We start from the raw sequence: 19,546 nt of genomic DNA on the forward strand, positions 1-19,546 counted from the left end.
CGGTTCGTCAGTCGGTTCGAACACGCCCCGCGACGGCGAGCTGGCCCAGCGCCAGACCCCCGTCGTTGGGGGGCACCAGGCGGTGCCGCAGCACCGTGAAGCCGTCCTCGCGCAGGCCGCGCAGGCAGGCCGTCAGCAGCAGCGTGTTGGCGAAGACGCCGCCGCTGAGCGCGACGGTGCCGACGCCGGTGCGCTCGCGCGCGAGCGCGCACACCCGTCGGACAGCGGCGGCGAGGCCGGCATGGAAGCGGGCGGCGACCAGTGCTGCCGGCACCCCGGCCGTGACGTCCGCCACGACGGCACGGACCACCGGGGCGGCGTCCAACTGCCAGGGACCGAGCCCGGATTCCCGCAGGGCGAGGACGTACGGGTCGGCGACCGGCAGGTCCACGGCGCAGGCGGCCGCCTCCAACTCGATGGCGGCCTGGGCCTCGTAACGCGCCTGCTGGCAGACGCCCGCGAGCGAGGAGACGGCGTCGAAGAGCCGGCCGGCGCTGGAGGTGGGGACGCAGTTCAGCCCCCGCTCCAACTGCTGGGCCAGCACCCGTCGTTCCTCGCGGGAACAGGCCTCGACGGGCGGCAGGCCGGGGCGCCAGGGGAGCCCGGCCGCGTGCAGGTGGGCCAGCGCCATCCGGTAGGGGCGGTGGACGGCCGCGTCGCCGCCGGGCAGCGGCACCTCGGCGAGGTGGGCGAGGCGACGGAAGCCGTCGTAGCTCGCGAGCAGGAACTCCCCACCCCAGACGGTGCCGTCCTCGCCGTAGCCGGTGCCGTCGAACGCGACGCCGAGGACCGGCGCGTCACCGTCCCAGCCGTTCTCGGCCAGGACGGAGGCGATGTGGGCGTGGTGGTGCTGGACCGTCCGCAGCGGTCGACCCTCCGCGCGGCGACGCGCCCAGGCCGTGGACCGGTAGCCGGGGTGGCGGTCGGCCGCCAGGCGTTCCGGCACGACACCGCTGATCGACTCCAACTGCCGCTCGGCGCGCTCGAAGGCGGTGAGGGTGGCGAGGTCGTCCATGTCGCCGATGTGCGCGGACAGCCAGGCGTGCCGGTCGCGGCCCAGGCAGAAGGCGTTCTTCAGGTCCCCGCCGACGGCGAGCGTCGGCGCCACGGTGAAGGGCAACGCGACGGGGAACGGCGCGTAGCCGCGCGAGCGCCGCACCAACAGTTCCTCGCCGTCGACGACGCGCACCACGGAGTCGTCGCAGGGCACGTGGATCGGCCGGTCGTGGGTGAGCCAGGCGTCGGCCAGGGGGGCCAGGGTGACCAGCGCCTCCGCCTCGTCGGTGACGATCGGTTCGCCGCCGAGGTTGCCGCTGGTCATGACCAGCAGACGGGGGCCGGGGGGATCGCCGGGCAGGCCGAGCAGCAGGTGGTGGACGGGCGTGTAGGGCAGCATCAGGCCGAGGTCGGGGCTCCCCGGCGCGACCTCGGCGGCGACGAGGGCGCGGGCACGCCCGTCCGAGTCCGTCTCCCGTCGGCGGCGCAACAGCACGATGGGGCGGCGGGCACTGGTCAGCAGGGCCCGCTCCTCGGGCCCGAGGTGGACCAGGCCCGCGAGCTCGTCCGGGTCCGCGGCCATCAGCGCGAACGGCTTGGCGCCGCGCGCCTTGCGGTGCCGCAGCACCGCGACGGCCTGCGGGTTGGCCGCGTCGCACGCCAGGTGGTAGCCGCCCAGGCCCTTGACGGCCACGACCGCGCCCTGGGCGAGCAGCCCGCGAGCGCCCGCCACCGGGTCGCCGGTGCGCTCGACGGGCCCGTCCGGCGCGTCGACGAGCAGGCGCAGGGTGGGGCCGCAGGCGTGGCAGGCCACGGGCTGCGCGTGGAAGCGCCGGTCGGCCGGGTCGCTGTACTCGCCCGCGCACTGCTCGCACATCGGGAAGCCGGCCATCGTGGTGTTGGCGCGGTCGTAGGGCAGGCCGGTGACGATGGTGAACCGCGGCCCGCAGTGGGTGCAGGTGACGAACGGGTGCCGGTACCTGCGGTCGCGCGGGTCGCGCAGCTCGGCCAGGCAGGCCGCGCAGGTGGCGGTGTCGGGCGGGACGAGGGTGCGGCGCTCTCCCCCGGCACGCGAGACCTCGATGGTGAACGCCTCGTCCCCGCGTGGCGCGACGGGTTCGTGACGGACCGACTGCACGACGGCGAGCGGCGGCGCCTCGGGGGCCAGGCGCGCGCAGAAGGCCGCGACGGCCGGCCCCGCGCCCTCGACCTCGGCGAGCACTCCCTCGGCGGTGTTGGTGACCCACCCGGTCAGCCGCAGCTCCTTGGCCAGGCCGAAGACGTAGGGCCGGAAGCCGACGCCCTGGACGACGCCCTCCACCGTGACGCGGCGCCGTTCGGCCGGGTCGGCCGTCGCGGTGGTCCCGGTGGTCGCGGGGGCTGTCGGCGCGGTCATGGCGGCCTCAGTGGGTGTGGACGTGGGCGTGGTCGTGGCTGTGGTGGGAGTGGCCGTGGTGGGAGTGGCCGTACCCGTGGGCCTGTGGTCCCGACGCCATCACGGGTCGGTGCGCGGGCCCACCCGCCTCGTGGGCGGCGAGGGCGCGGTCCAGCAGCGCGCCGACGCCCAGGCCGCGCCGCGCCGAGGTGAAGACCACCTCCACGCCGGGGTTGACCTGGCGGACGTTGCCGAGGAAACCGTCGCGGTCGAACTCCACCGCGTCCGCGAGGTCGGCCTTGGTCACCACCACCAGGTGGGCGAGGCCGAACGCGCTCGGGTACTTCAGCGGCTTGTCCTCCCCCTCGGTGACCGACGCGAGCGCCACGCGCAGCGTCTCGCCGAGGTCGTAGGAGGCGGGGCAGACCAGGTTGCCGACGTTCTCGACGAAGAGCAGCCGGGTCGGGTCGGGCAGCCAGCCGTCCAGGTGGGCGGCGAGCATGTCCGCCTCCAGGTGGCACAGCCCGTCGGTGAGCACCTGCTTGACCGGCGCCCCGGCGCGCGCCAGGCGCGTCGCGTCGTTCTCGGTGGCCAGGTCGGCGGTGAGCGCGGCGACGGGGACGCCGCGCTCGACCGCCAGCTTCAGTTCCGCCTCCAGCAGCGCGGTCTTTCCGCTGCCGGGGCTGGAGAGCAGGTTGACGACGGTGGTGCCGCGGGCGGCGAGACGGGCGCGCAGGTCGTCCGCACGGTGGTCGTTCTTCGCGAGCACGGCCTGCTGCAGTTCGGTCACCCGGCACACGGTCGTCAGTCCTCCTTCGGTGGTGCCGCGCACGCCGGTTCGGACCAGCGGACCTCGGCGATCTCCAGTTCCCGCCCGGCGGTCAGCTCGCTCGCGCCGCTGTCGCAGCGCGGGCAGCACAGGTCGGGCGGCAGACCCGTGGCCCAGTCGCGGTCGCAGGGCTCGCAGTGGGCCCGGCCGGGCACGTTCTCGGTCAGCAGCGTCGCTCCGGCCAGCAACGTGTCGGCGCAGGCGAGTTCGAAGCAGAAGCGCAGCGAGTCGGGCACCACGCCGGCCAGTTCGCCGACGCGGAGGGTGACCGTGCGGGCGGTCGGAGCCGCGCCGTCGACCTCGCCCAGCGCGCGTGCGGCCGTCTCGACCTGGCCGACGACGGCCAGTGCGATCGACATCTCGTGCATCGCGCTCTCCTGACGCCGCGTCGGTTGCCTGCCGCAGCCCGTCCATTACAGGACGGCGGGCGGAGCCGATGGCCCCGCCACGCCGTCACGGACCGGTGAGGGTCCACCGTTCAGCCGCACTCACATGGAGCGCATGCGCAGGTACCGCTTGATGTCCGGCAGGTTGGACGCGACGATCCCGACCAACGCGACCAGCGTCATCCCGCAGAGGAACTTGAACATGTGCACCTCCTCGGTTCTTCGCAGTGGTTCCGGTCCGTGAGGCCCTGCTTGTCCGAGAGGACCGCCATGACGACGGCGACGGCCTCGTCGAGGGAGGCGGCGACGGGCGCGCTCAGCCCGATGCCCTCCTCCAGGCAGGCCGGTTCGCAGCCGACCACGACGACACGGCGCGGCATGCTGCCGCCGGTCCCCGCGCCCAGCGTGGCGAGCAGGGCGAGGACGGCGTCGGGCGTCATCCGGTGGCCGTCGATCACCGCCGTGTCGGGCACCACCTGCTCGGCGTGGTCGACGAGGTAGACCGTGCCGGGCGCGCCGCCCTGGGCGGTGGCGTCGAGCAGGACGACGGTGTCGTAGCCGTCCAGCAGCTGGTAGGCGAGATGGACGCCACGCACGCCGATGTCCACGACCTCGACGCCGGGCGGGAGTTCGCAGCGCGCGAGGAGCGCGGCGGCGCCCACGCCGAAGCCGTCGTCGGACAGGAAGATGTTGCCGAGCCCGGCGACGAGCGCGCGCGGCGGCTTCTCCTTCACGGCGCCTCCACCGGGACGACCTCGTCGGGCTGGAAGTAGAGGAACCGGCCCTGTTGGCGCCGCAGGTCGGCCCCCGGGTCGTCGTCGAGGGTGACGGCCAGGTGCACCAGCCCGTCGACGTCGTGCAGGACCGCCTCGACCAGCGCCGGGGCGTCGCTCAGGAACAGGTCCTGGGCGTCGCTGCGGCGCTTGCCCGGACGCAGCCGCACCCTGCTGCCGGCGCGCACGGGCGTGCCGTCGACCAGGACGTGGTCGGTGCCGGGGTCGACGCTGCGGTCGGCGGCCGGGTCCCACCACGGCAGTTGGGGTGTCATCAGGTCCTCGAGCGCGGAATCCTCCTCACCGGGGGTGACCAGCACCGGTGGGCCGTCGGTCACTTCGCGCAGCGAGCGCACGGCGCCGTGCAGGCGTTCCCAGATCTCCGGCGGCAGCGAGTCGGCCAGGTCGACGACGGCGGCCGCGCGGTCGTCCGTGCCGCGTGCCTCGCGTTTCTCCTGGTCGGTGAGGGCGGCCGTGCGCAGGGCCAGGATCTCGTCGATCTCGGTGGCGTCGTAGAGGGTGCCGCAGCTCTCCGGGGCGATCCTGGGATGGTCCTCCAGGATGATCGGGGAGGAGAGCACGACGTCCGCGCGCCCGTCCGTGCCGGCCAGCACCGGCCAGGTGCGCTCGTTGCGGCACTCGGCGACGGCCTTGGCCGCCCATTCGGGCGGGTCGGTCATCGAGACGAACGAGCCGGCGGTCAGGCCCAGCAGCAGGTGCGCGGAGACCAGGGCGTGCGGCAGCGCCGCCTCCCGGTCGCCCGCCCGGCCGACGCCGGGACTCCACTCGCCGGTGTTCTCCAGCACGGCGCGCAGCCGCACCACCTGGTAGGGGCCTGGCAGTTCGACGGCGGAGAGGCGCAGCACGGCGTCGATCCGCTCGCGCCGCCGCACCAGGCGGCCGACGACCCGACCGGAGGCGTCGCGGACGTCCTCGACCTCCTCGGCGGCGGGCCGTCGGAACGGGAAGGTCACCGGCTGTCCGCCGGCCGCGCACAGGTCGGCGACGGGCACCCGGAAGTCGACCGTCGCCTCGACACCCTCGTCCCAGGGGACGAGCACCCGGTCGGGCAGCTCCAGGCGGTCCACGGTGCGGGTGGAGCGGTCCGGTTCGACCTGCTGCACGGTGCGCCGCTGGGCCTGCAGGAACCGCACCTCGACCACCAGGTCGGCGCCGGCGCGCGGTTCGGCCAGGCACTCGGTGCGGTGCCAGGCGTGCTCGCCGACGTCGAGGCCGTAGGCGGGCGGCACCAGGACGCCGAACTGCCAGCGCATCCGGTTCTTGGCCGAGGAGGCGCGGTAGGGGTAGAGCACGTAACCCTCGTAGAGCACCGCGTCGGCGACCTCGCGCGCGGTGTCGAAGCAGGGCCCGGCCACGGCGGCGGTGGTCACCTGGGACTCCCCTCGGGGGTGAGCAGCGAGCGGGGTTCTTCCGCGTGGGCGAGCAGTTGCTCGACCGTGGCCTCCCAGGAGGGCAGGGCGTTGCGGGAGCGGTAGGCGCGCAGCGCGTCGAGCACCTCGCGCGGGAGCCGGAGCCAGCCGCATCCGGGGAAGTGCTGGTCCATCATCTCCCGCCACACCGCGACCGGCATCCGACAGACGGCCTCCTTGTGCCACGGCACCGGCTCGACCTGGAAGCCGCCCGGGCCGCGGAAGGCGGTGCCGGAGAAGAGCAGCAGCAGCGGCACCTCGCCGTCGTCGAGGGCGTCGCAGAATCGGGTCGCGGCGATGTCGGTGTCGTAGCTGCACGGCACCGGCAGGTCGACCTCGGTGCTGCCGTCGAATCCGGGCACCACGACGGAGACCTGCGCGAACTGCAGCGGGTTGAGGCTGCGGCCCCAGCGCTCGCGCTCGCCGAACAGGTCACCGAGCGCCGCCGCCTCGGCGTCGCTGTAGCGGCGCTGCGCGGGTTCGACGCGGAACTGGCAGCGCAGCGCGAGCGCGTGGACGCGCCGGTCCTCGCCACCCGCGGTGACGCGGACGCGGAACACCAGCGTCGGCCCGGCGGCGTAGGGCTCGGCGCGCACGCCCACGCAGGCGAAGTCGAGGCCGCCGGTCACCTGCCGACCCCCTTGGCCGGAGCGAGCGGCCGCGACTGCCGGGCCACGTCGGCGAAGAACGCGTCGAGTTCGGCGTGCGCCTCGGCGCCCCCGTCGAAGCCCTGCCAGTACGTGCGCATCCGCCCGACGAGCGCGTAGGCCGCGTCGACGGGGACGAGGTGGCAGTCGCGATGGCCACCGGTGCGGCGCACCAACAGCGCCTCCACGTCGGGACGCAGCTCGGCGGCGAGCGGTGTGACGGCGACGAACCGCCGCCACACCTCCGGGTCGACCTCGCTCTCGGTCACCCCGGCCGGGCCGGGGAAGCAGGCGACGACCTGGCCGAGCGCGGAGTTGTGCAGCAGGAACGCGACGCCGATGGGGATGCGCAGCAGCGCCCACGCGCCCTCGCCGAGCGGGTTGACCGGATCGGTGAGGTAACGGCGGGGCACGGACCGGTACTTGACGCCACCGGACCCCTCCCGCTCGAACAGCGCGGCGCAGGCGGGGCAGGCACAGGCGAGTGCCCTCCGCTCGACGTCGACGAGATGCCGGTGCTCGGGCGCGACGGGCACCGCACACAGCTCGCACCGCTCCACGGCCGGCGGCCTCGGCGCGGTGAACCGCCGCAACCCGCTGCGCGGAGCGGCGGGCGCGCTCATCGCGCCTCCGCGGCCGCGCCCGGGCGGAGGCCGATCTGGAGCAGCGCCGGCTCGCGGCGCGCGGGCTCCGCCGCCGCGATCTCCACCGTGGTGATCTCGGGCGCGAAGCAGGACAGCGACGCTTCGATCCGCTGCTGGAGCGAGGCGTTGGTGCTGGGGCAGCCGCAGCCGTGACCGGCCTGCGCCTCGCGCAGCGTCACCCGCCCGAGCTGCTCGTCCAGTGCGACGATCTCCACGGTGCCCGCCTCCGCGGCCCGCAGCGCGCGGTCCACGCGCGTCGGCAGGTCGTCCGGGTGCAGGTCGTGCAGGACCAGCAGCCCGGCCGTCACCTCGTCGTCCAGCAGCGCGCCCAGGGGGGCGCCGGAGCGGCCGGACAGCAGGGCCACGGCGCGGGCCAGGCCCGCGCCGTAGAACTCCATCAGGGCCCGGACCAGTTCCTCGGCCGTGGCGGCCACGGCAGGGTCCTGCGCCGCGAGCCGCTCCAACAGCTCCTCGACGCGCGCCGCGGTCTGCTGCGGCGTGGACGCGGTGGCAGGCGTGGCCGTCATCCGGCCAGGCCGCTCAGGCCCGTGGGGACGTGCATCTTCTGCACCGTCTTCCCGTTGCCGACGTACATGTGGACGCCGCAGGGCAGGCACGGGTCGAAACTGCGCACGGCGCGCATGATGTCGATGCCCTTGAAGTTGTCCGGCGGGTTCTCCTCGAAGATGGGCGTGTTCTGCACCGCGTCCTCGTAGGGGCCGGGCGTGCCGTAGCTGTCGCGCACGGAGGCGTTCCAGGGGGTCGGCGGGTAGGGGTGGTAGTTGGCGATCTTGCCGTCGCGGATCACCATGTGGTGCGAGAGCACCCCGCGCACGGCCTCGGTGAAGCCGCAGCCGATGGACTCGTCCGGCACCTCGAACTTCTCCCAGGTCGAGGTCCGTCCGGCGCGGATCTCCACCAGCGCCTTCTCGGCGGCGTGCAGGGCGACGCCGGCCGCGTAGGCCTGGAAGTAGGTGCGGGCCCGGTTGCGCTCCAGCGCGTTGCTCCACTGCGGGATCTTCCACTCGAAGGTGGTCTCCGGCTTGGTGAGCGTCCGGGGCAGGTTGATGATCACGCTGTGCCCGGTGGCCTTGACGTAGCCGATGTCGACCAGGCCGGACAGGGCGGTGGACCACAGGCGGGCGATCGGGCCGCCGCCGGTGTCGAGGGCCAGGTGGTCCTTGCCGTCGAACCAGCGCGGGGACATGACCCAGCTGTACTTGTCGTCGAAGTTGCGCTTCTGCGGCGCGGGGATGGTGTGCTGGTTCCACGGGTGGCGCGGGTCGACGGGGTTGCCGAGCGGGTCGTGGGTGACGAACTGCTCCTGGCCCTCCCAGTCCTGGTAGTAGGAGCTGCCGAGCAGGATCCGGATGCCCAGGTTGATCTGGGTGAGGTCGTTGGTGACCAGCTTGCCGTCGACAACGACGCCCGGGGTGACGAACATCCGCCGACCCCAGTCGGTCATGTTGCGGTAGGTGAAGTCGCAGTACTCCGGGTCGTTCAGCGCGCCCCAACAGCCCAGCAGGACGCGGCGGCGGCCGACCTCCTCGTAGCCGGGCAGCGCCTCGTAGAAGAAGTCGAAGAGGTCGTCGTGGAGCGGGACGACGCGCTTCATGAACTCCACGTAGCGCATCAGCCGGCTCATGTAGTCGGTCATCAGCTGGACGGAGGCGACGGTGCCGACGCCGCCCGGGTAGAGGGTGGAGGGGTGCACGTGGCGCCCCTCCATGAGGCAGAACATCTCGCGGGTGTAGCGCGAGACCTGGAGGGCCTCGCGGTAGAACTCGCCCTCCAGCGGGTTGAGCGAGCGCATGATGTCGGCGATGGTGCGGTAGCCGTGGTCGCCGGCGTGCGGGGCCTCGGTGCGTTCGGCCAGCTCCAGCACGCCGGGGTTGGTCTCCTTGACCATCTTCTCGCAGTAGTCGACCCCGACCAGGTTCTCCTGGAAGATGTTGTGGTCGAACATGTACTCGGCGGACTCGCCGAGGTTGATCAGCCACTCGCCCAGGTGCGGCGGCTTCACGCCGTAGGCCATGTTCTGCGCGTACACCGAGCAGGTGGCGTGGTTGTCGCCGCAGATGCCGCAGATGCGGCTGGTGATGAAGTGCGCGTCACGCGGGTCCTTGCCGCGCATGAAGACGCTGTAGCCGCGGAAGACGGACGAAGTGCTGTAGCACTCGGCGACCCGCTTCTGCTTGAAGTCGATCTTCGTGTGGATGCCCAGGCTGCCCACGATCCGCGTGATCGGGTCCCAGGACATCTCCAGCAGTCCGTCTGCCGCCATGGTGGTGTTCGCTCTTTCCCTTGTGGGTCGGATGGGTCGGATGAACTGCCCTTACCAGGGCTTGCGGTAACCCGTCTTCAGCTCGGGTCCCTTGGAGCGCCACTTGGGCTCCTGGTCGACCGTCCTCATGGTCACGGCGCGCAGTCTGCGGATGGCCGCGCCGTAGATGCCGCTGGCGGTCGAGGAGATCTTGCCGCCGGGGGGTTCGTCCATGAACGGCATGAACTTGTCCGGGAAACCCGGCATGGTGCAGGCGATGCAGATGCCGCCGACGTTGGGGCAGCCGCCGATGCCGTCCATCCACCCGCGCTTGGGCACGTTGCAGTGCACCACCGGACCCCAGCAGCCCAGCTTCACCAGGCACTTGGGCGAGTCGTAGGTGGTGGCGAAGTCACCCTGCTCGTAGTAGCCGGCCCGGTCGCAGCCCTCGTGGACGGTGGCGCCGAAGAGCCAGGTCGGACGCAGCTTGTCGTCCAACGGGATCATCGGTGCGGCGCCGGTGGCCATGTAGAGCAGGTAGGTGAGCGTCTCGGCGAAGTTGTCCGGCTGGATCGGGCAGCCGGGCACGCACACGATCGGGATCCCGGCCTTGGACTTCCAGTCCCAGCCCAGGTAGTCCGGCACGCCCATGGCGCCGGTGGGGTTGCCCTCCATGGCGTGGATGCCGCCGTAGGTGGCGCAGGTGCCGATGGCCACGACCGCCAGCGCCTTGGGCGCCAGCCGGTCCAACCACTCGCTGGTGGTGATGGGCTGGCCGGTGTTCGGGTCGTCGCCGAAACCGCACCAGTAACCCTCGGGCTTGATCGCCTCGTTGGGAATGGACCCCTCGACGACCAGGACGAACGGTTCGAGTTCGCCGCGGTCGGCCTTGAAGAACCACTCGATGAACGTGTCGGCGCCGCCGACCGGACCGCACTCGAAGTCGATCAGCGGCCAGTGGACGGCGATCTTCGGGAGCCCGGGGAGGGCGGCGAGCGCGATCTCCTCGATGCTCGGCTGCGTGGCGGCGGTCAGCGAGACCGAGTCGCCGTCACAGCTCAGTCCTGCGTTGATCCAGAGAATGTGGATCGGGGCCTCGTCCTCGGCCCCTGGGTCCGCCGTGGCGGTGGAAGTCTGCGCATCCGACATGGATGCCTCCAAAGGGGAAGTTCGCTACGGAGCCAGACAAGGGCCTCCTGACTCCTGGATAGCGCGCGCCACGCCGTGGCGCGCGCTGACGTGGCGCCGTCAGGGTGACGGGGACACCGCCGACCGGTGGTACGCGCGCAGGTGCTCCGGCGTCCCCGCCGGGGCCTCTTTCCGGACGAACGCGCTGCGCAGCGCGTGGTACGGGTGCTCCGCGTCGAAGAAGATCGCGTGCATCCGGGCGAGCTCGTCGTTGCGGTAGGCGTGGAGCGGTTTCTCGGCCTCCCGCCGGTCCAGATCGGCCTTTTTGCGGGCCGTCCGGGCCCCCGCCCCCGGGCTCGCGGCCAGCCGCTGGGCCGACCGGATGACCGCGTCCGCGAACTCCTCCGGTCCGCACCCCAGCACCCGGTCGACGAGGCCGAGGTCGAGGCCGCGCTCGGTGCCGACCGGCAGGGCCGCCGCCATCATCCGGTCCGCCTCGGCCGGGCCGACCCGCTGCGGCAGCGTGTACGTCCAGTACTCGGAGCCGTACAGGCCCATCAGGCGGTAGTGCGGGTTCAGCACGACGCCCCGGCGGCACCAGACCTCGTCCGCGGCCTGCGCCAGCATCACGCCGCCCGCGGCGGCGTTGCCGCCGAGCGCCGCCACGACGAGCCGGTCGGTGGTGGTCAGCACGGCCTCGACCACGTCGTCGATGGCGTTGATGTTGGCCCAGGACTCGGCGGCGGGGTCCGGCGCGGCCTCGATGACGTTGAGGTGGATGCCGTTGGCGAAGAAGTCGCGCGAGCTGCCCAGGACCAGCACGGAGGTGGGCCTGCGGCACGCCTCCCGGTAGGCGGCGAGCAGGCGCCGGCAGTGGTGGGTGCTCAGGGCGCCGCCGGGGAACCCGCACCAGAGCAGCCCGACCTCGCCGACCTCCTGGTAGCGGATGTCGCTCCAGGTGCGGCGCCCCGGCGGGAGCTCCAGCTCCACCGGCGCCTCGGACAGTGGCGGCAGCCGCCGTTCGGGGCGCCCGCGCGCGGCGACGGCCAGCGCCAGGGTGGCGGGGAGCGTGAACGGCGGCGGTCCGCCGGGTCTGCGCCGGGCGCGCAGCTGCGGGATCCACACCGCGCCGTCGACGGTGGCCCGGCAGACCGCGCCGGCCCGGGCGGCCAGCAGCTCGCCCGGCGCGCCGCGCAGCCGGTCCTCCTCGTGTCCGCCGTGCAGGAACCACTCCTCCCCGGCGATCTCGTCGAGCACACCGGGCTGCGAGTCGGCGGAACGCAGGCGGCGCAGGACCTCGGCGGTGGTGTCGCGCTGCCAGTCGATGCGGCGCTCGTCCTGCCGCAGCAGCGGCCGGGACAGCACCGTGGCCCGGACCTCGGGCTCGTCCTGCGACAGCGGCACGTGGGCGCCGGACGCGTAGCGCTCGACGGCGAGCAGCACGGCCTCGACGGCGGCGTCGGCCACCTCGCCCCGGTACAGGTCGCTCTTGCCGCGCGGCGGCAGGGCGCACGGCACGGTGGCCCAGACGGGGCCGGCGTCCATCGCCTCCTCGGCCTGCAGGACCGTGACGCCCCACGCGTCCCGTCGCTCCAGGACGGCGCGGTCGAGCGAGGACGGGCCGCGGTCGCCGAGCGGACCGGGGTGCACGACCAGGCAGGTGACGGAGGACCACACGTCGGCGGGGATCGCACGCTTGAGCATCGGCGCGAGGACCAGCTGCGGTTTCAGCCTGGCCAGGGCGGCGCGCAGGGCCGCGGCGTCACCGAGGGCCAGTTCGACCGCGACGCTGTGCCCGCGGTCGCGCAGCGCGGCGAAGACGCGCTGGGTGAGGCTGTTGAATCCGGACGCCAGCAGCAGGATCTCCACAGGGGCCTCCTCGGGCGGGGCCACGGAGCCGGACCCGATCCGAAGGCGATCCAGACGTGCACCGTGGCCACGACCAGCGTGTGCCGCGCCCCGCCGCATCCGCGGGACCCGCGCCGCGAGGTCACCCGAACGCTTGCGAGGCATACCCCCATGGGGTATATCTGAGGGCGCTCGCATCACTCGCACACGAACGCTCCTGCGGAGATGATCAGATCATGTCGGTGCTGCACGCGGTGGGACACGCGCTGGCCGTCGCCGGGTCGATGACCTGGGCGATCACCTGGGCCCTGATCCTGGGCTTCCTGCTCTCGGCGGTCGTCCAGGCCGTGGTCCGCAAGGAGACGATCGTCCGGCGCCTGGGCGACGACCGGCCGCGCACGCTCACCGTCGCCTCCCTGCTCGGGATGGCGTCCTCGTCCTGCTCCTACGCCGCCGTCGCCCTGGCCCGCTCGCTCTTCCGCAAGGGGGCGGACTTCACTGCGGCCATGGCGTTCGAGATCGCCTCCACCAACCTCGTCGTGGAACTCGGCGTCATCCTGGCGCTGCTGATGGGCTGGCAGTTCACCCTCGCCGAGTTCACCGGCGGACCGATCATGATCGTGATGCTGGCCGTCCTGTTCCGGCTCACCCTGCGCAGCCGGCTGCTGCGCGAGGCCCGCGAGAACGCAGACCGCGGCCTGGCCGGCTCGATGGAGGGCCACGCGGCGATGGACATGTCCGTCGGCGGCGACGGTTCGTTCCGGAAGCGCCTGCTGTCGCGGCGCGGCTACACCTCGGTCTCCCACGTCTTCGTGATGGAGTGGGCCGCGATCCTGCGCGACCTCGTCCTCGGCCTGCTGATCGCGGGCGCGATCGCGGCGTGGGTGCCGGACTCCTTCTGGCAGCACTTCTTCTTCGACGGCCACCCCCTGCTGTCGAAGATCTGGGGCCCGTTGATCGGCCCGGTCGTCGCGCTGGTCTCGTTCGTCTGCTCGATCGGCAACGTGCCGCTGGCGGTGGTGCTGTGGAAGGGCGGCATCAGCTTCGGCGGCGTGGTCGCCTTCATCTTCGCCGACCTGCTGATCCTGCCGATCCTGAACATCTACCGGAAGTACTACGGCACCCGCATGGCGCTGTACCTGGCGGGCACGTTCTACCTGGCCATGGTCGTCGCCGGGTACGCGGTCGAACTCCTCTTCGGCAGCCTGGGCCTGGTACCGGACCAGGCCGACGCGAAGATCCCCATGGACGGGATCAGCTGGAACTACACCACCTACCTCAACATCGTCTTCCTGCTGCTCGCCGCCGCCCTGGTGATCCGCTTCCTGCGCACCGGCGGCCGCGCGATGCTCGCCATGATGGGCGGCGCCCCGGACACCATGGACCACGGCACGCACGCCGACGACGCCGCACGCCCGGGGCACGGCGCGCACGGCACGCACGGCGCAGAGCACGACGAGCACTCAGGACACGGCGGCCACGAGAACCACCACGGCCACCACCACTGACCCCCGGCCGACACGTCACCCGATCCGGGCCGAATGGCCCGCCCCCACACCGGGTACACGCTCCACGCGGGGCAGGCGGAGTTCACACCGACGAGGTGAACTCCGCCTCCGCATTCCGATGCCAGGCCGCCGGCGCCCCGAACCGCGCCATCCCCCTCCACGAGAGAATCCGACCAACTGCCAGAACGCGATGCCGGATGGCAGTCGACTGGATAACTTGGCTCGCATGACAACTCCTTCGCTGGAGCCGACGGGTCAACTGGGGCTGCTGGACCTGTCCGTCGACCTGTCCGTGCCCGAGGTCTACTCGGGCACCGACTTCACGGTCTACCTCCACATCAAGAACCCTTTTGCCGTGGCGGCATGGATCGACGCCGTTGAACTGAGCCTGCCGACACAGGTTCTTAAAGAGGTCGGGCGCCCCAAGGAGACATCGGAGGCTCGGCGAAGACGCCCGCCGGGAGAAGGAACTGCGGGACGAGATCGACGGCCGGTTGAGGCGAATCAGCGAACTGCGGGAAGCTCTGCACGGTATGGCTGATCCGTCCGGCCCGGAAGCCGACCGCCTCAGCGAACAAATAGCCAACCTGGAGACCGCCAATTGGGCGGCAGAGGCGGCCCTGGCATCCGAGATCAACATCACGGCGGAGAACAGCGCCGTAATCGACCTGAGCGGGCGGCTGAGGCGGGTAAACGTCACCGCCCTGCACGCAGCCACGGTGCGCTTGGCCGTGACGGACGACAACACCGAGCGCGTTCAACTCACCGGCTCCCTCCCGCGAGGAGCGGCGCTCGAACCGGGCTGCACCGACGTGTGGACGATCCGCCTGGGAACCCAACGCAGCCCCTTCTTCATACCGGCGAAGTATCATTTGCAACTCACCGTGATCTACGGTTTCGAACCTCAGAAGGTGGCATTCCACTCCACATCTGAGGAGATCAGCGAGCCGGAAGATCCTCCTCGCCGCCGGATCTTCTCCAACACCACAGCCCTGACCGTCCCGGTCAAGTCGGCGCTCTGGAACGTCATGCTGGGCGGCATCATCGGCGGAACGGTCGGCAGTGCGGGGCGCTCCCTTCAGAACGCCAGGACGGTGGACCACCTCATTGAAGGACAGCTCGGCGTAGCCGCCGCCTCGCTGATCCTGTCCACCATCCTGAGTTGGGCCGCGATCATCTTCTCCGCGCGGAAGTCCGAGGCGCAGTCCTTTGTGACTGTCGAGGACTTCTGGGGTGGTCTGCTCATCGGTTTCCTGATCGGCTACTCGGGCACTGCGGCGTTCACCAGCATCACCGGCGTGAAGACCTGAACGAATTGTGCGGTTAGGACGAACCAAGCAAGGCTGAGAGCGGGAACCCGCCGCCGCGACGCTGCGTCCCAACGGAACTACCGTCTCAGCCAGAGCTGGTGATGAAATGTCAGGAAGAGACGCACGAAGACGCCCGGTGGGGCCGGCCGCGGCCTGGGTGGCCGCGCTCGCGCTGGCGCTGGCTGCGGGGTGTTCCGATGCCACGCCGCACACCGAGCCGCAGCGGGACGGCGTGACGATCGACGCGGCGCAGGCGGTGGCCGGGCTTCTCAGGGACGTCCGCACCGGGAACTGCCCGGCGCAGCCGCCGCAGCTCCCGGCGAGCGATGCGGGTGGGCTGCTCGAACGGACGGAGCCGCTCGTGGCCGACCGGTTGCTGCTGTGCGGGTATCCCCCACTGCAGGACGTCGAGCGCACCCCTGGCGTGCACTCGCCCGACGTCGCCGTGGTGGCCGGTCCGGCGAACGTGGAGGGGATGCGCAACGCGCTGAACAGGCTGCCCGGCCCGCAGGGCGCCGGTGGCCCGAGCGGTTGCCCGGCGGACGACGGCTCCGCCGTGCTGGCGGTGTTCAGTGACGGACGGCAGGTGGTGCCGGTGCTGATCGGCCTGACCGGCTGCCGCACGGTGACCAACGGGATCCGGGACGCCGGCGCGACGCAGGAGCTGATCACGCGCACCCTGCTGCTGATGCCGCGAGCCTTCTGCAGCTCCCTCTCCCCCGCCGACGGCTGCCCGGCCCGGAGCTGAACGCAATGTCGGGCCCGCCTGGCAGGCTGGAGGTGTGCAGAACGGGAACGGTCGGACGGGTAACGCGCCGAGGGCTCCGTGGCGGGCCGCCGGGCTGCGGTGGCAGGGCGAGGAGCCGGTGCTGGAGTGGTGGGCGCCGACGACGGGATCGACGCGCTCCGGCGCGCTGCCGCTGGGCTCGGTGGCCGCGTTCGGGGTCGGCGCGGACCGCCGCTGTGTCGGTGTGTGGCGCTCCGGCCGCCGGATCCCCTGCGGGACGAACAAGGCACTGGACCCGTCCTCGCGCGGCGCCCGCTGCGGCGCCTGCGCCCGGCTGGACCGGCAGTACTCGGTCGCCGCGGACACGCTGCTCGACGATCCGCGCCCGTACGCGGTCTACCTGGCCCACCACGGCTCGGCCGGGATCAAGGTGGGCATCACCGCCGCCGAGCGGGGGCTCGCCCGCCTGCTCGAACAGGGCGCACTGGCCTCGGTTTTCCTCTCCGAGGGCACGTTGCCGTCCGCGCGACGCGTCGAGCACCTGCTCGGCGTCGCCCTCGGGCTGCCGGACCGCGTCGCCACGGTCCGCAAGCGTGAGGCGCGGCGGGCACCGGGCAACAGCGAGGAGCGCGCCGCCGCGCTGTTCGCGCACGCGGCGCTCACGCGGGAGCTGCCTTGGCCGGAGGGCCAGACGCGGCGACCGGACACCGTGGTGACGGACCACTGCGCCCACTACGGGCTCCCGGACGCGGGCCTGCGCCCGGACGCGGCCGTGGCGGCGCTGCGGCCGGGCGACGTCGTATCGGGCCGCGTGATGTGCCGGACGGCGGGCGACCTCTACCTGTCCGTGCCGTCGCTGGGCCTGGTGCTGCTGGACACGCGACTGCTGGCCGGGTGGGCGGTGTGCCGCACGGAGGCCGGTGCGCCCTTCTCGGCGGAGGCCGTTCCGGTGCCGCGCATGACGGAGCCTCAGGAACAGCCGGGGCTGTTCTGAGCGGACGCGGCCGCGGTCCCTACTCCGCCGCCTCCCCGTCGAGCGCGGCGACCTCGCGGACCGCCGCGGCCACGGCCACGAACTCCTTGCGCAGGATCGCGCCGTGGTTGGCCGCGACCTTGGCACTGACCTGGATGTGGGGGTTGCGGGCGGTCACCGCGTCGATGCCGGTGCGGATGCGCTCCTGCTCGTCGCCGTGACTGCCGAAGGAGGCACCGGAGGCGATCACGTAGCGCGTTGGGACGGCGATGTCGTCCAGGACGGGGTCCAGTTCGCTCGCACGGGAGAGCCTGCCGAGCTCGATGTTGGTGTCGGCCTGCTCGGTCGCGCTCATCCTGGGGGTGATGCCGGTCGGGCGCAGCAACGGCGTGAACACGCTCATCCGACGGAAGAGCTTGCGGATGCGCACCTCCATGGCGTCGTCGAGCCAGTCGTAGGGGAACGCGCCGTCGACGAGGACCGCGCCGACGGCCCGGGCCGGGTTCCTCGCGGCCCAGTGCACGGCGACCACCGCGCCGTAGGACCAGCCGATCACCAACGCCCGCTCGACGCCCCTGGCCGCGAGCACCGCGTCGACGTCACGGACGGCGGCCTCGAAGGAGTAGTCCTTCGATCGCCCGGACCTGCGGCCCCGCGCGCGCTCGTCGTAGGTGATGTGACGCCAGTCCGGGCCGAGTTCGGAGATCACTCGGCGCCAGTAGCCCTGGGTGGCGAACTGGCCGTTCAGGTAGAGGACGGGGACGCCGCTGCCGCCGGTGTCGGCAACGGCCAGGGCGGTGTCGTCGACCGGCACCATGCCGGTCCACGCGGCAGCGGTCACGGGCGTGCTGTTCTGCGTCATGTGTTCCCCCTGGTCCCATGAGGCGTCCGGTCCGAGGTGAGCGCTCTCTTGGAGAATGGTGGCCCGGGCGCGGCCTTGGGAAGGAGCGGCACGAAGGTCGTTTACCGACGTGCCGCCAGAACGACGTTGCGCGGGCACCGGTTCAGCGGGCAGCGGTTCAGCGGGCAGCGGTTCAGCGGGCAGCGGTTCAGCGGGCGGCGGTTCAGCAGGAGGCTGCCATCCTGCGCACCGCCTCCTCGATGAGCGCCGGGCTGGTGGCCAGGTTGAAGCGGGCGTGCCCGGCGCCGCCGGTGCCGAACGCCAGGCCCCCGCTGAGGGCGACGCGGCCGCGCTCGTGGAAGACCGCCGCCGGGTCCTCGCCGAGGCCCAGGTCACGGCAGTCGAGCCAGGCGAGGTAGGTGCCGTCACCCGGCCGGTAGCGGACCTGCGGCAGGTGCTCGGCGAGCAGCCGGACCAGCAGCGCACGGTTCTCCGCGAGCGCGGGCAACAGCGCGTCGAGCCATGTCCCGCCCTCGCGCAGCGCCGCGGTGTGGGCGATCACGCCGAAGTGGCTGACGCCGTCACGCACCTGGACGGGCATCCGGCCCAGGTCCGGCGCCGCTGCCTCGCCGGCGACGGCGAGTGCTGCCTTGAGACCGGCGAGGTTCCACGCCTTGGAGGCGGACATCAGGCTCAGCCCGCTCTCCGCGCCGCGCACACTGAGGTAGGGGACGAAGGAGACCCCGCCCGTCACCAGCGGCGCGTGGATCTCGTCGACGACGACCCGCACACCGAACTCGTCCGCGAGGGCGGCGACGGCCTCCAGCTCCTCGCGGGTGTGCACCGTCCCGGTCGGGTTGTGCGGGCTGCACAGCAGGTAGGCGGCCCGGGCACCGCCGGCGGTGGCGCTCCGGAAGGCGTCCGTCAGCGCGCCGAGGTCGATCCGCAGGTCGGGGCCGAGCGGCGCCTCCAGGACGCTGCGGCCGCTGTTCCGGACGAAGTCGTAGAACGGCGGGTACACCGGGCAGTTGACGACGACGGTGTCGCCTCTGTCGGTCACCAGGCCCAGCATCTCGACGATGCCGCGCATGACGTCCGGCACGGGCGTGGACCGCTCCACGGCGACGCCGTCCCAGCCCCAGCGGTCCCGGGCGAAGCCGGCGAGCGCCTCGGCGTAGTCGGTGCCGAAGGGGTAGCCGGTGTCGCCGCGCGCGACGGCCTCGGTCAACGCCCGTGCGACGGGCGGCGCGAGCGCGCAGTCCATCTCGGCGACCCAGACCGGCAGCACGTCCGGCGCGTAGGCCCGCCACTTCATGCTCGTCCTGGCGCGCAGCACCTCCGGCTGCTCCCAGCGGAAACCCTCGTCGTCGCTCATGATCACCAAGGTAGGGCTATCCGGCCAGCCACGCGCCCTGCTTCATCAGGTCGCGGCCACGCAGCTCGTCGGCCTCGCGCCAAGCCTGGATGCGCAGCGGGGTGATCCGGAACCAGGCGTACTCCTCGCGCTGCTTGCGCGGATCCCAGTCGGTGTGGGCGGCGTAGGCGTCGGCGACCCCGCCGTCGACCTCGGCGGCGGGAACGGGCCGTGCCGTGCCCTCGACCATCACCACGTCCCGGGTGGGCCCGAAGGCGAGCCGGACCTGTCCGTTCTCGGCGATGTTCCGTGCGGTGGCCGAGCCGGGAAGGGTGCTGACGACGAAGCTCGCACCGTCCCAGTCGTACGAGAGCGGCACCAGATGAGGCCCGGCCGCGCCGCCGGTGGCGACCCAGACGTCCATGTCGGCCGCGAAGCGCGCGCGGGTGTCCGCGATGCGTTGCTCCAACGGGCGGGGCGGGGTGTCCGTCATCCGGGTGCTCCCAACTGCTCG

20 protein-coding genes are annotated in these 19,546 nt (G+C 72.6%); 5 read left to right on the plus strand and 15 right to left on the minus strand.

Features of this window, described 5'->3' with window-relative positions:
• Window positions 1-7: 7 nt before the first annotated feature.
• From hypF to BMY61_RS14800, 12 genes are all read right to left on the minus strand, one after another.
• A complete protein-coding gene (gene hypF, locus BMY61_RS14750) occupies window positions 8-2,392 on the minus strand; it encodes a carbamoyltransferase HypF (protein ID WP_042451199.1) in 2,385 nt (794 codons plus the stop codon).
• Between the two features lie 7 nt (window positions 2,393-2,399).
• Window positions 2,400-3,170 (minus strand): hydrogenase nickel incorporation protein HypB, encoded by a 771-nt coding sequence (gene hypB / locus BMY61_RS14755; RefSeq protein ID WP_042451339.1) that lies wholly within the window; start codon window positions 3,168-3,170, stop codon window positions 2,400-2,402.
• 5 nt (window positions 3,171-3,175) lie between these two features.
• The gene (locus tag BMY61_RS14760) at window positions 3,176-3,568 is read right to left on the minus strand and encodes a hydrogenase maturation nickel metallochaperone HypA/HybF (protein WP_042451201.1); all 393 of its coding nucleotides are present in this window, start codon (window positions 3,566-3,568) and stop codon (window positions 3,176-3,178) included.
• Window positions 3,569-3,688: 120 nt separating this feature from the next.
• Window positions 3,689-3,790: a DUF6893 family small protein gene (locus tag BMY61_RS48785; RefSeq protein WP_425314685.1), complete on the minus strand. Its 102-nt coding sequence runs from the start codon at window positions 3,788-3,790 to the stop codon at window positions 3,689-3,691.
• Window positions 3,766-4,320 (minus strand): hydrogenase maturation protease, encoded by a 555-nt coding sequence (locus BMY61_RS14765; RefSeq protein ID WP_082015210.1) that lies wholly within the window; start codon window positions 4,318-4,320, stop codon window positions 3,766-3,768. The genes BMY61_RS48785 and BMY61_RS14765 overlap by 25 nt, the downstream gene beginning before the upstream one ends.
• The gene (locus tag BMY61_RS14770) at window positions 4,317-5,750 is read right to left on the minus strand and encodes a hypothetical protein (RefSeq protein WP_042451204.1); all 1,434 of its coding nucleotides are present in this window, start codon (window positions 5,748-5,750) and stop codon (window positions 4,317-4,319) included. The genes BMY61_RS14765 and BMY61_RS14770 overlap by 4 nt, the downstream gene beginning before the upstream one ends.
• Entirely contained in the window at window positions 5,747-6,418 is a 672-nt protein-coding gene (locus tag BMY61_RS14775; protein WP_042451206.1) for a DUF6084 family protein, read from the minus strand. Before BMY61_RS14775 ends, BMY61_RS14770 begins: the two co-directional genes overlap by 4 nt.
• The gene (locus BMY61_RS14780) at window positions 6,415-7,059 is read right to left on the minus strand and encodes a DUF5947 family protein (protein WP_042451208.1); all 645 of its coding nucleotides are present in this window, start codon (window positions 7,057-7,059) and stop codon (window positions 6,415-6,417) included. The genes BMY61_RS14775 and BMY61_RS14780 overlap by 4 nt, the downstream gene beginning before the upstream one ends.
• A complete protein-coding gene (locus tag BMY61_RS14785; protein WP_042451210.1) occupies window positions 7,056-7,607 on the minus strand; it encodes a NifU family protein in 552 nt (183 codons plus the stop codon). The genes BMY61_RS14780 and BMY61_RS14785 overlap by 4 nt, the downstream gene beginning before the upstream one ends.
• On the minus strand, window positions 7,604-9,364 hold the full coding sequence (locus BMY61_RS14790) for a nickel-dependent hydrogenase large subunit (RefSeq protein WP_042451212.1): 1,761 nt from the start codon (window positions 9,362-9,364) through the stop codon (window positions 7,604-7,606). Before BMY61_RS14790 ends, BMY61_RS14785 begins: the two co-directional genes overlap by 4 nt.
• A gap of 51 nt (window positions 9,365-9,415) precedes the next feature.
• Window positions 9,416-10,492: an NADH-quinone oxidoreductase subunit B family protein gene (locus tag BMY61_RS14795; RefSeq protein WP_042451215.1), complete on the minus strand. Its 1,077-nt coding sequence runs from the start codon at window positions 10,490-10,492 to the stop codon at window positions 9,416-9,418.
• A gap of 99 nt (window positions 10,493-10,591) precedes the next feature.
• The gene (locus BMY61_RS14800) at window positions 10,592-12,340 is read right to left on the minus strand and encodes an enoyl-CoA hydratase-related protein (RefSeq protein WP_042451216.1); all 1,749 of its coding nucleotides are present in this window, start codon (window positions 12,338-12,340) and stop codon (window positions 10,592-10,594) included.
• A 224-nt stretch (window positions 12,341-12,564) separates the two neighbouring features.
• Here BMY61_RS14800 and BMY61_RS14805 point away from each other — a divergent pair, with 224 nt between their 5' ends.
• From BMY61_RS14805 to BMY61_RS14820, 5 genes are all read left to right on the plus strand, one after another.
• Window positions 12,565-13,827, plus strand: coding sequence for a permease (locus BMY61_RS14805; protein ID WP_082015217.1), 1,263 nt, complete (start codon window positions 12,565-12,567; stop codon window positions 13,825-13,827).
• 226 nt (window positions 13,828-14,053) lie between these two features.
• Entirely contained in the window at window positions 14,054-14,368 is a 315-nt protein-coding gene (locus BMY61_RS44945) for a hypothetical protein (RefSeq protein WP_143094339.1), read from the plus strand.
• On the plus strand, window positions 14,361-15,137 hold the full coding sequence (locus BMY61_RS14810; protein WP_042451218.1) for a hypothetical protein: 777 nt from the start codon (window positions 14,361-14,363) through the stop codon (window positions 15,135-15,137). Before BMY61_RS44945 ends, BMY61_RS14810 begins: the two co-directional genes overlap by 8 nt.
• Window positions 15,138-15,273: 136 nt before the next feature.
• Complete coding sequence (locus BMY61_RS14815; RefSeq protein ID WP_042451220.1) at window positions 15,274-15,885, plus strand: hypothetical protein; 612 nt, start codon at window positions 15,274-15,276, stop codon at window positions 15,883-15,885.
• Window positions 15,886-15,919: 34 nt separating this feature from the next.
• Window positions 15,920-16,858: a DUF2797 domain-containing protein gene (locus BMY61_RS14820; RefSeq protein WP_075003906.1), complete on the plus strand. Its 939-nt coding sequence runs from the start codon at window positions 15,920-15,922 to the stop codon at window positions 16,856-16,858.
• 19 nt (window positions 16,859-16,877) lie between these two features.
• On the opposite strand, the gene BMY61_RS14825 is transcribed toward BMY61_RS14820, so the two are convergent.
• The 3 genes from BMY61_RS14825 to BMY61_RS14835 all read right to left on the minus strand — a co-directional run bounded on the left by BMY61_RS14825 (window position 16,878) and on the right by BMY61_RS14835 (window position 19,525).
• Window positions 16,878-17,699 carry an alpha/beta hydrolase gene (locus tag BMY61_RS14825; protein ID WP_042451224.1) on the minus strand — a complete coding sequence of 274 codons (822 nt, stop codon included), beginning with the start codon at window positions 17,697-17,699 and terminating at the stop codon, window positions 16,878-16,880.
• Between the two features lie 202 nt (window positions 17,700-17,901).
• The gene (locus BMY61_RS14830) at window positions 17,902-19,053 is read right to left on the minus strand and encodes a MalY/PatB family protein (RefSeq protein WP_042451347.1); all 1,152 of its coding nucleotides are present in this window, start codon (window positions 19,051-19,053) and stop codon (window positions 17,902-17,904) included.
• A gap of 16 nt (window positions 19,054-19,069) precedes the next feature.
• Window positions 19,070-19,525, minus strand: a complete 456-nt coding sequence (locus tag BMY61_RS14835; protein WP_042451226.1) for a pyridoxamine 5'-phosphate oxidase family protein — start codon at window positions 19,523-19,525, stop codon at window positions 19,070-19,072.
• Between the last annotated feature and the right edge of the window lie 21 nt (window positions 19,526-19,546).

Source organism: Streptacidiphilus jiangxiensis (genome assembly GCF_900109465.1).
Taxonomy (GTDB): domain Bacteria; phylum Actinomycetota; class Actinomycetes; order Streptomycetales; family Streptomycetaceae; genus Streptacidiphilus; species Streptacidiphilus jiangxiensis.

What these genes read in the sequence shown, in the direction of transcription:
- BMY61_RS14825 (WP_042451224.1), bottom strand. Translation starts at nt 17,699, where the DNA reads ATGACGCAGAACAGCACGCCCGTGACCGCTGCCGCGTGGACCGGCATG.
- BMY61_RS14760 (WP_042451201.1), bottom strand. Translation starts at nt 3,568, where the DNA reads ATGCACGAGATGTCGATCGCACTGGCCGTCGTCGGCCAGGTCGAGACG.
- BMY61_RS14780 (WP_042451208.1), bottom strand. Translation starts at nt 7,059, where the DNA reads ATGAGCGCGCCCGCCGCTCCGCGCAGCGGGTTGCGGCGGTTCACCGCG.
- BMY61_RS14790 (WP_042451212.1), bottom strand. Translation starts at nt 9,364, where the DNA reads ATGGCGGCAGACGGACTGCTGGAGATGTCCTGGGACCCGATCACGCGG.
- hypF (WP_042451199.1), bottom strand. Translation starts at nt 2,392, where the DNA reads ATGACCGCGCCGACAGCCCCCGCGACCACCGGGACCACCGCGACGGCC.
- BMY61_RS14830 (WP_042451347.1), bottom strand. Translation starts at nt 19,053, where the DNA reads ATGAGCGACGACGAGGGTTTCCGCTGGGAGCAGCCGGAGGTGCTGCGC.
- BMY61_RS48785 (WP_425314685.1), bottom strand. Translation starts at nt 3,790, where the DNA reads ATGTTCAAGTTCCTCTGCGGGATGACGCTGGTCGCGTTGGTCGGGATC.
- BMY61_RS14835 (WP_042451226.1), bottom strand. Translation starts at nt 19,525, where the DNA reads ATGACGGACACCCCGCCCCGCCCGTTGGAGCAACGCATCGCGGACACC.
- BMY61_RS14795 (WP_042451215.1), bottom strand. Translation starts at nt 10,492, where the DNA reads ATGTCGGATGCGCAGACTTCCACCGCCACGGCGGACCCAGGGGCCGAG.
- BMY61_RS44945 (WP_143094339.1), top strand. Translation starts at nt 14,054, where the DNA reads ATGACAACTCCTTCGCTGGAGCCGACGGGTCAACTGGGGCTGCTGGAC.
- BMY61_RS14810 (WP_042451218.1), top strand. Translation starts at nt 14,361, where the DNA reads ATGGCTGATCCGTCCGGCCCGGAAGCCGACCGCCTCAGCGAACAAATA.
- BMY61_RS14785 (WP_042451210.1), bottom strand. Translation starts at nt 7,607, where the DNA reads ATGACGGCCACGCCTGCCACCGCGTCCACGCCGCAGCAGACCGCGGCG.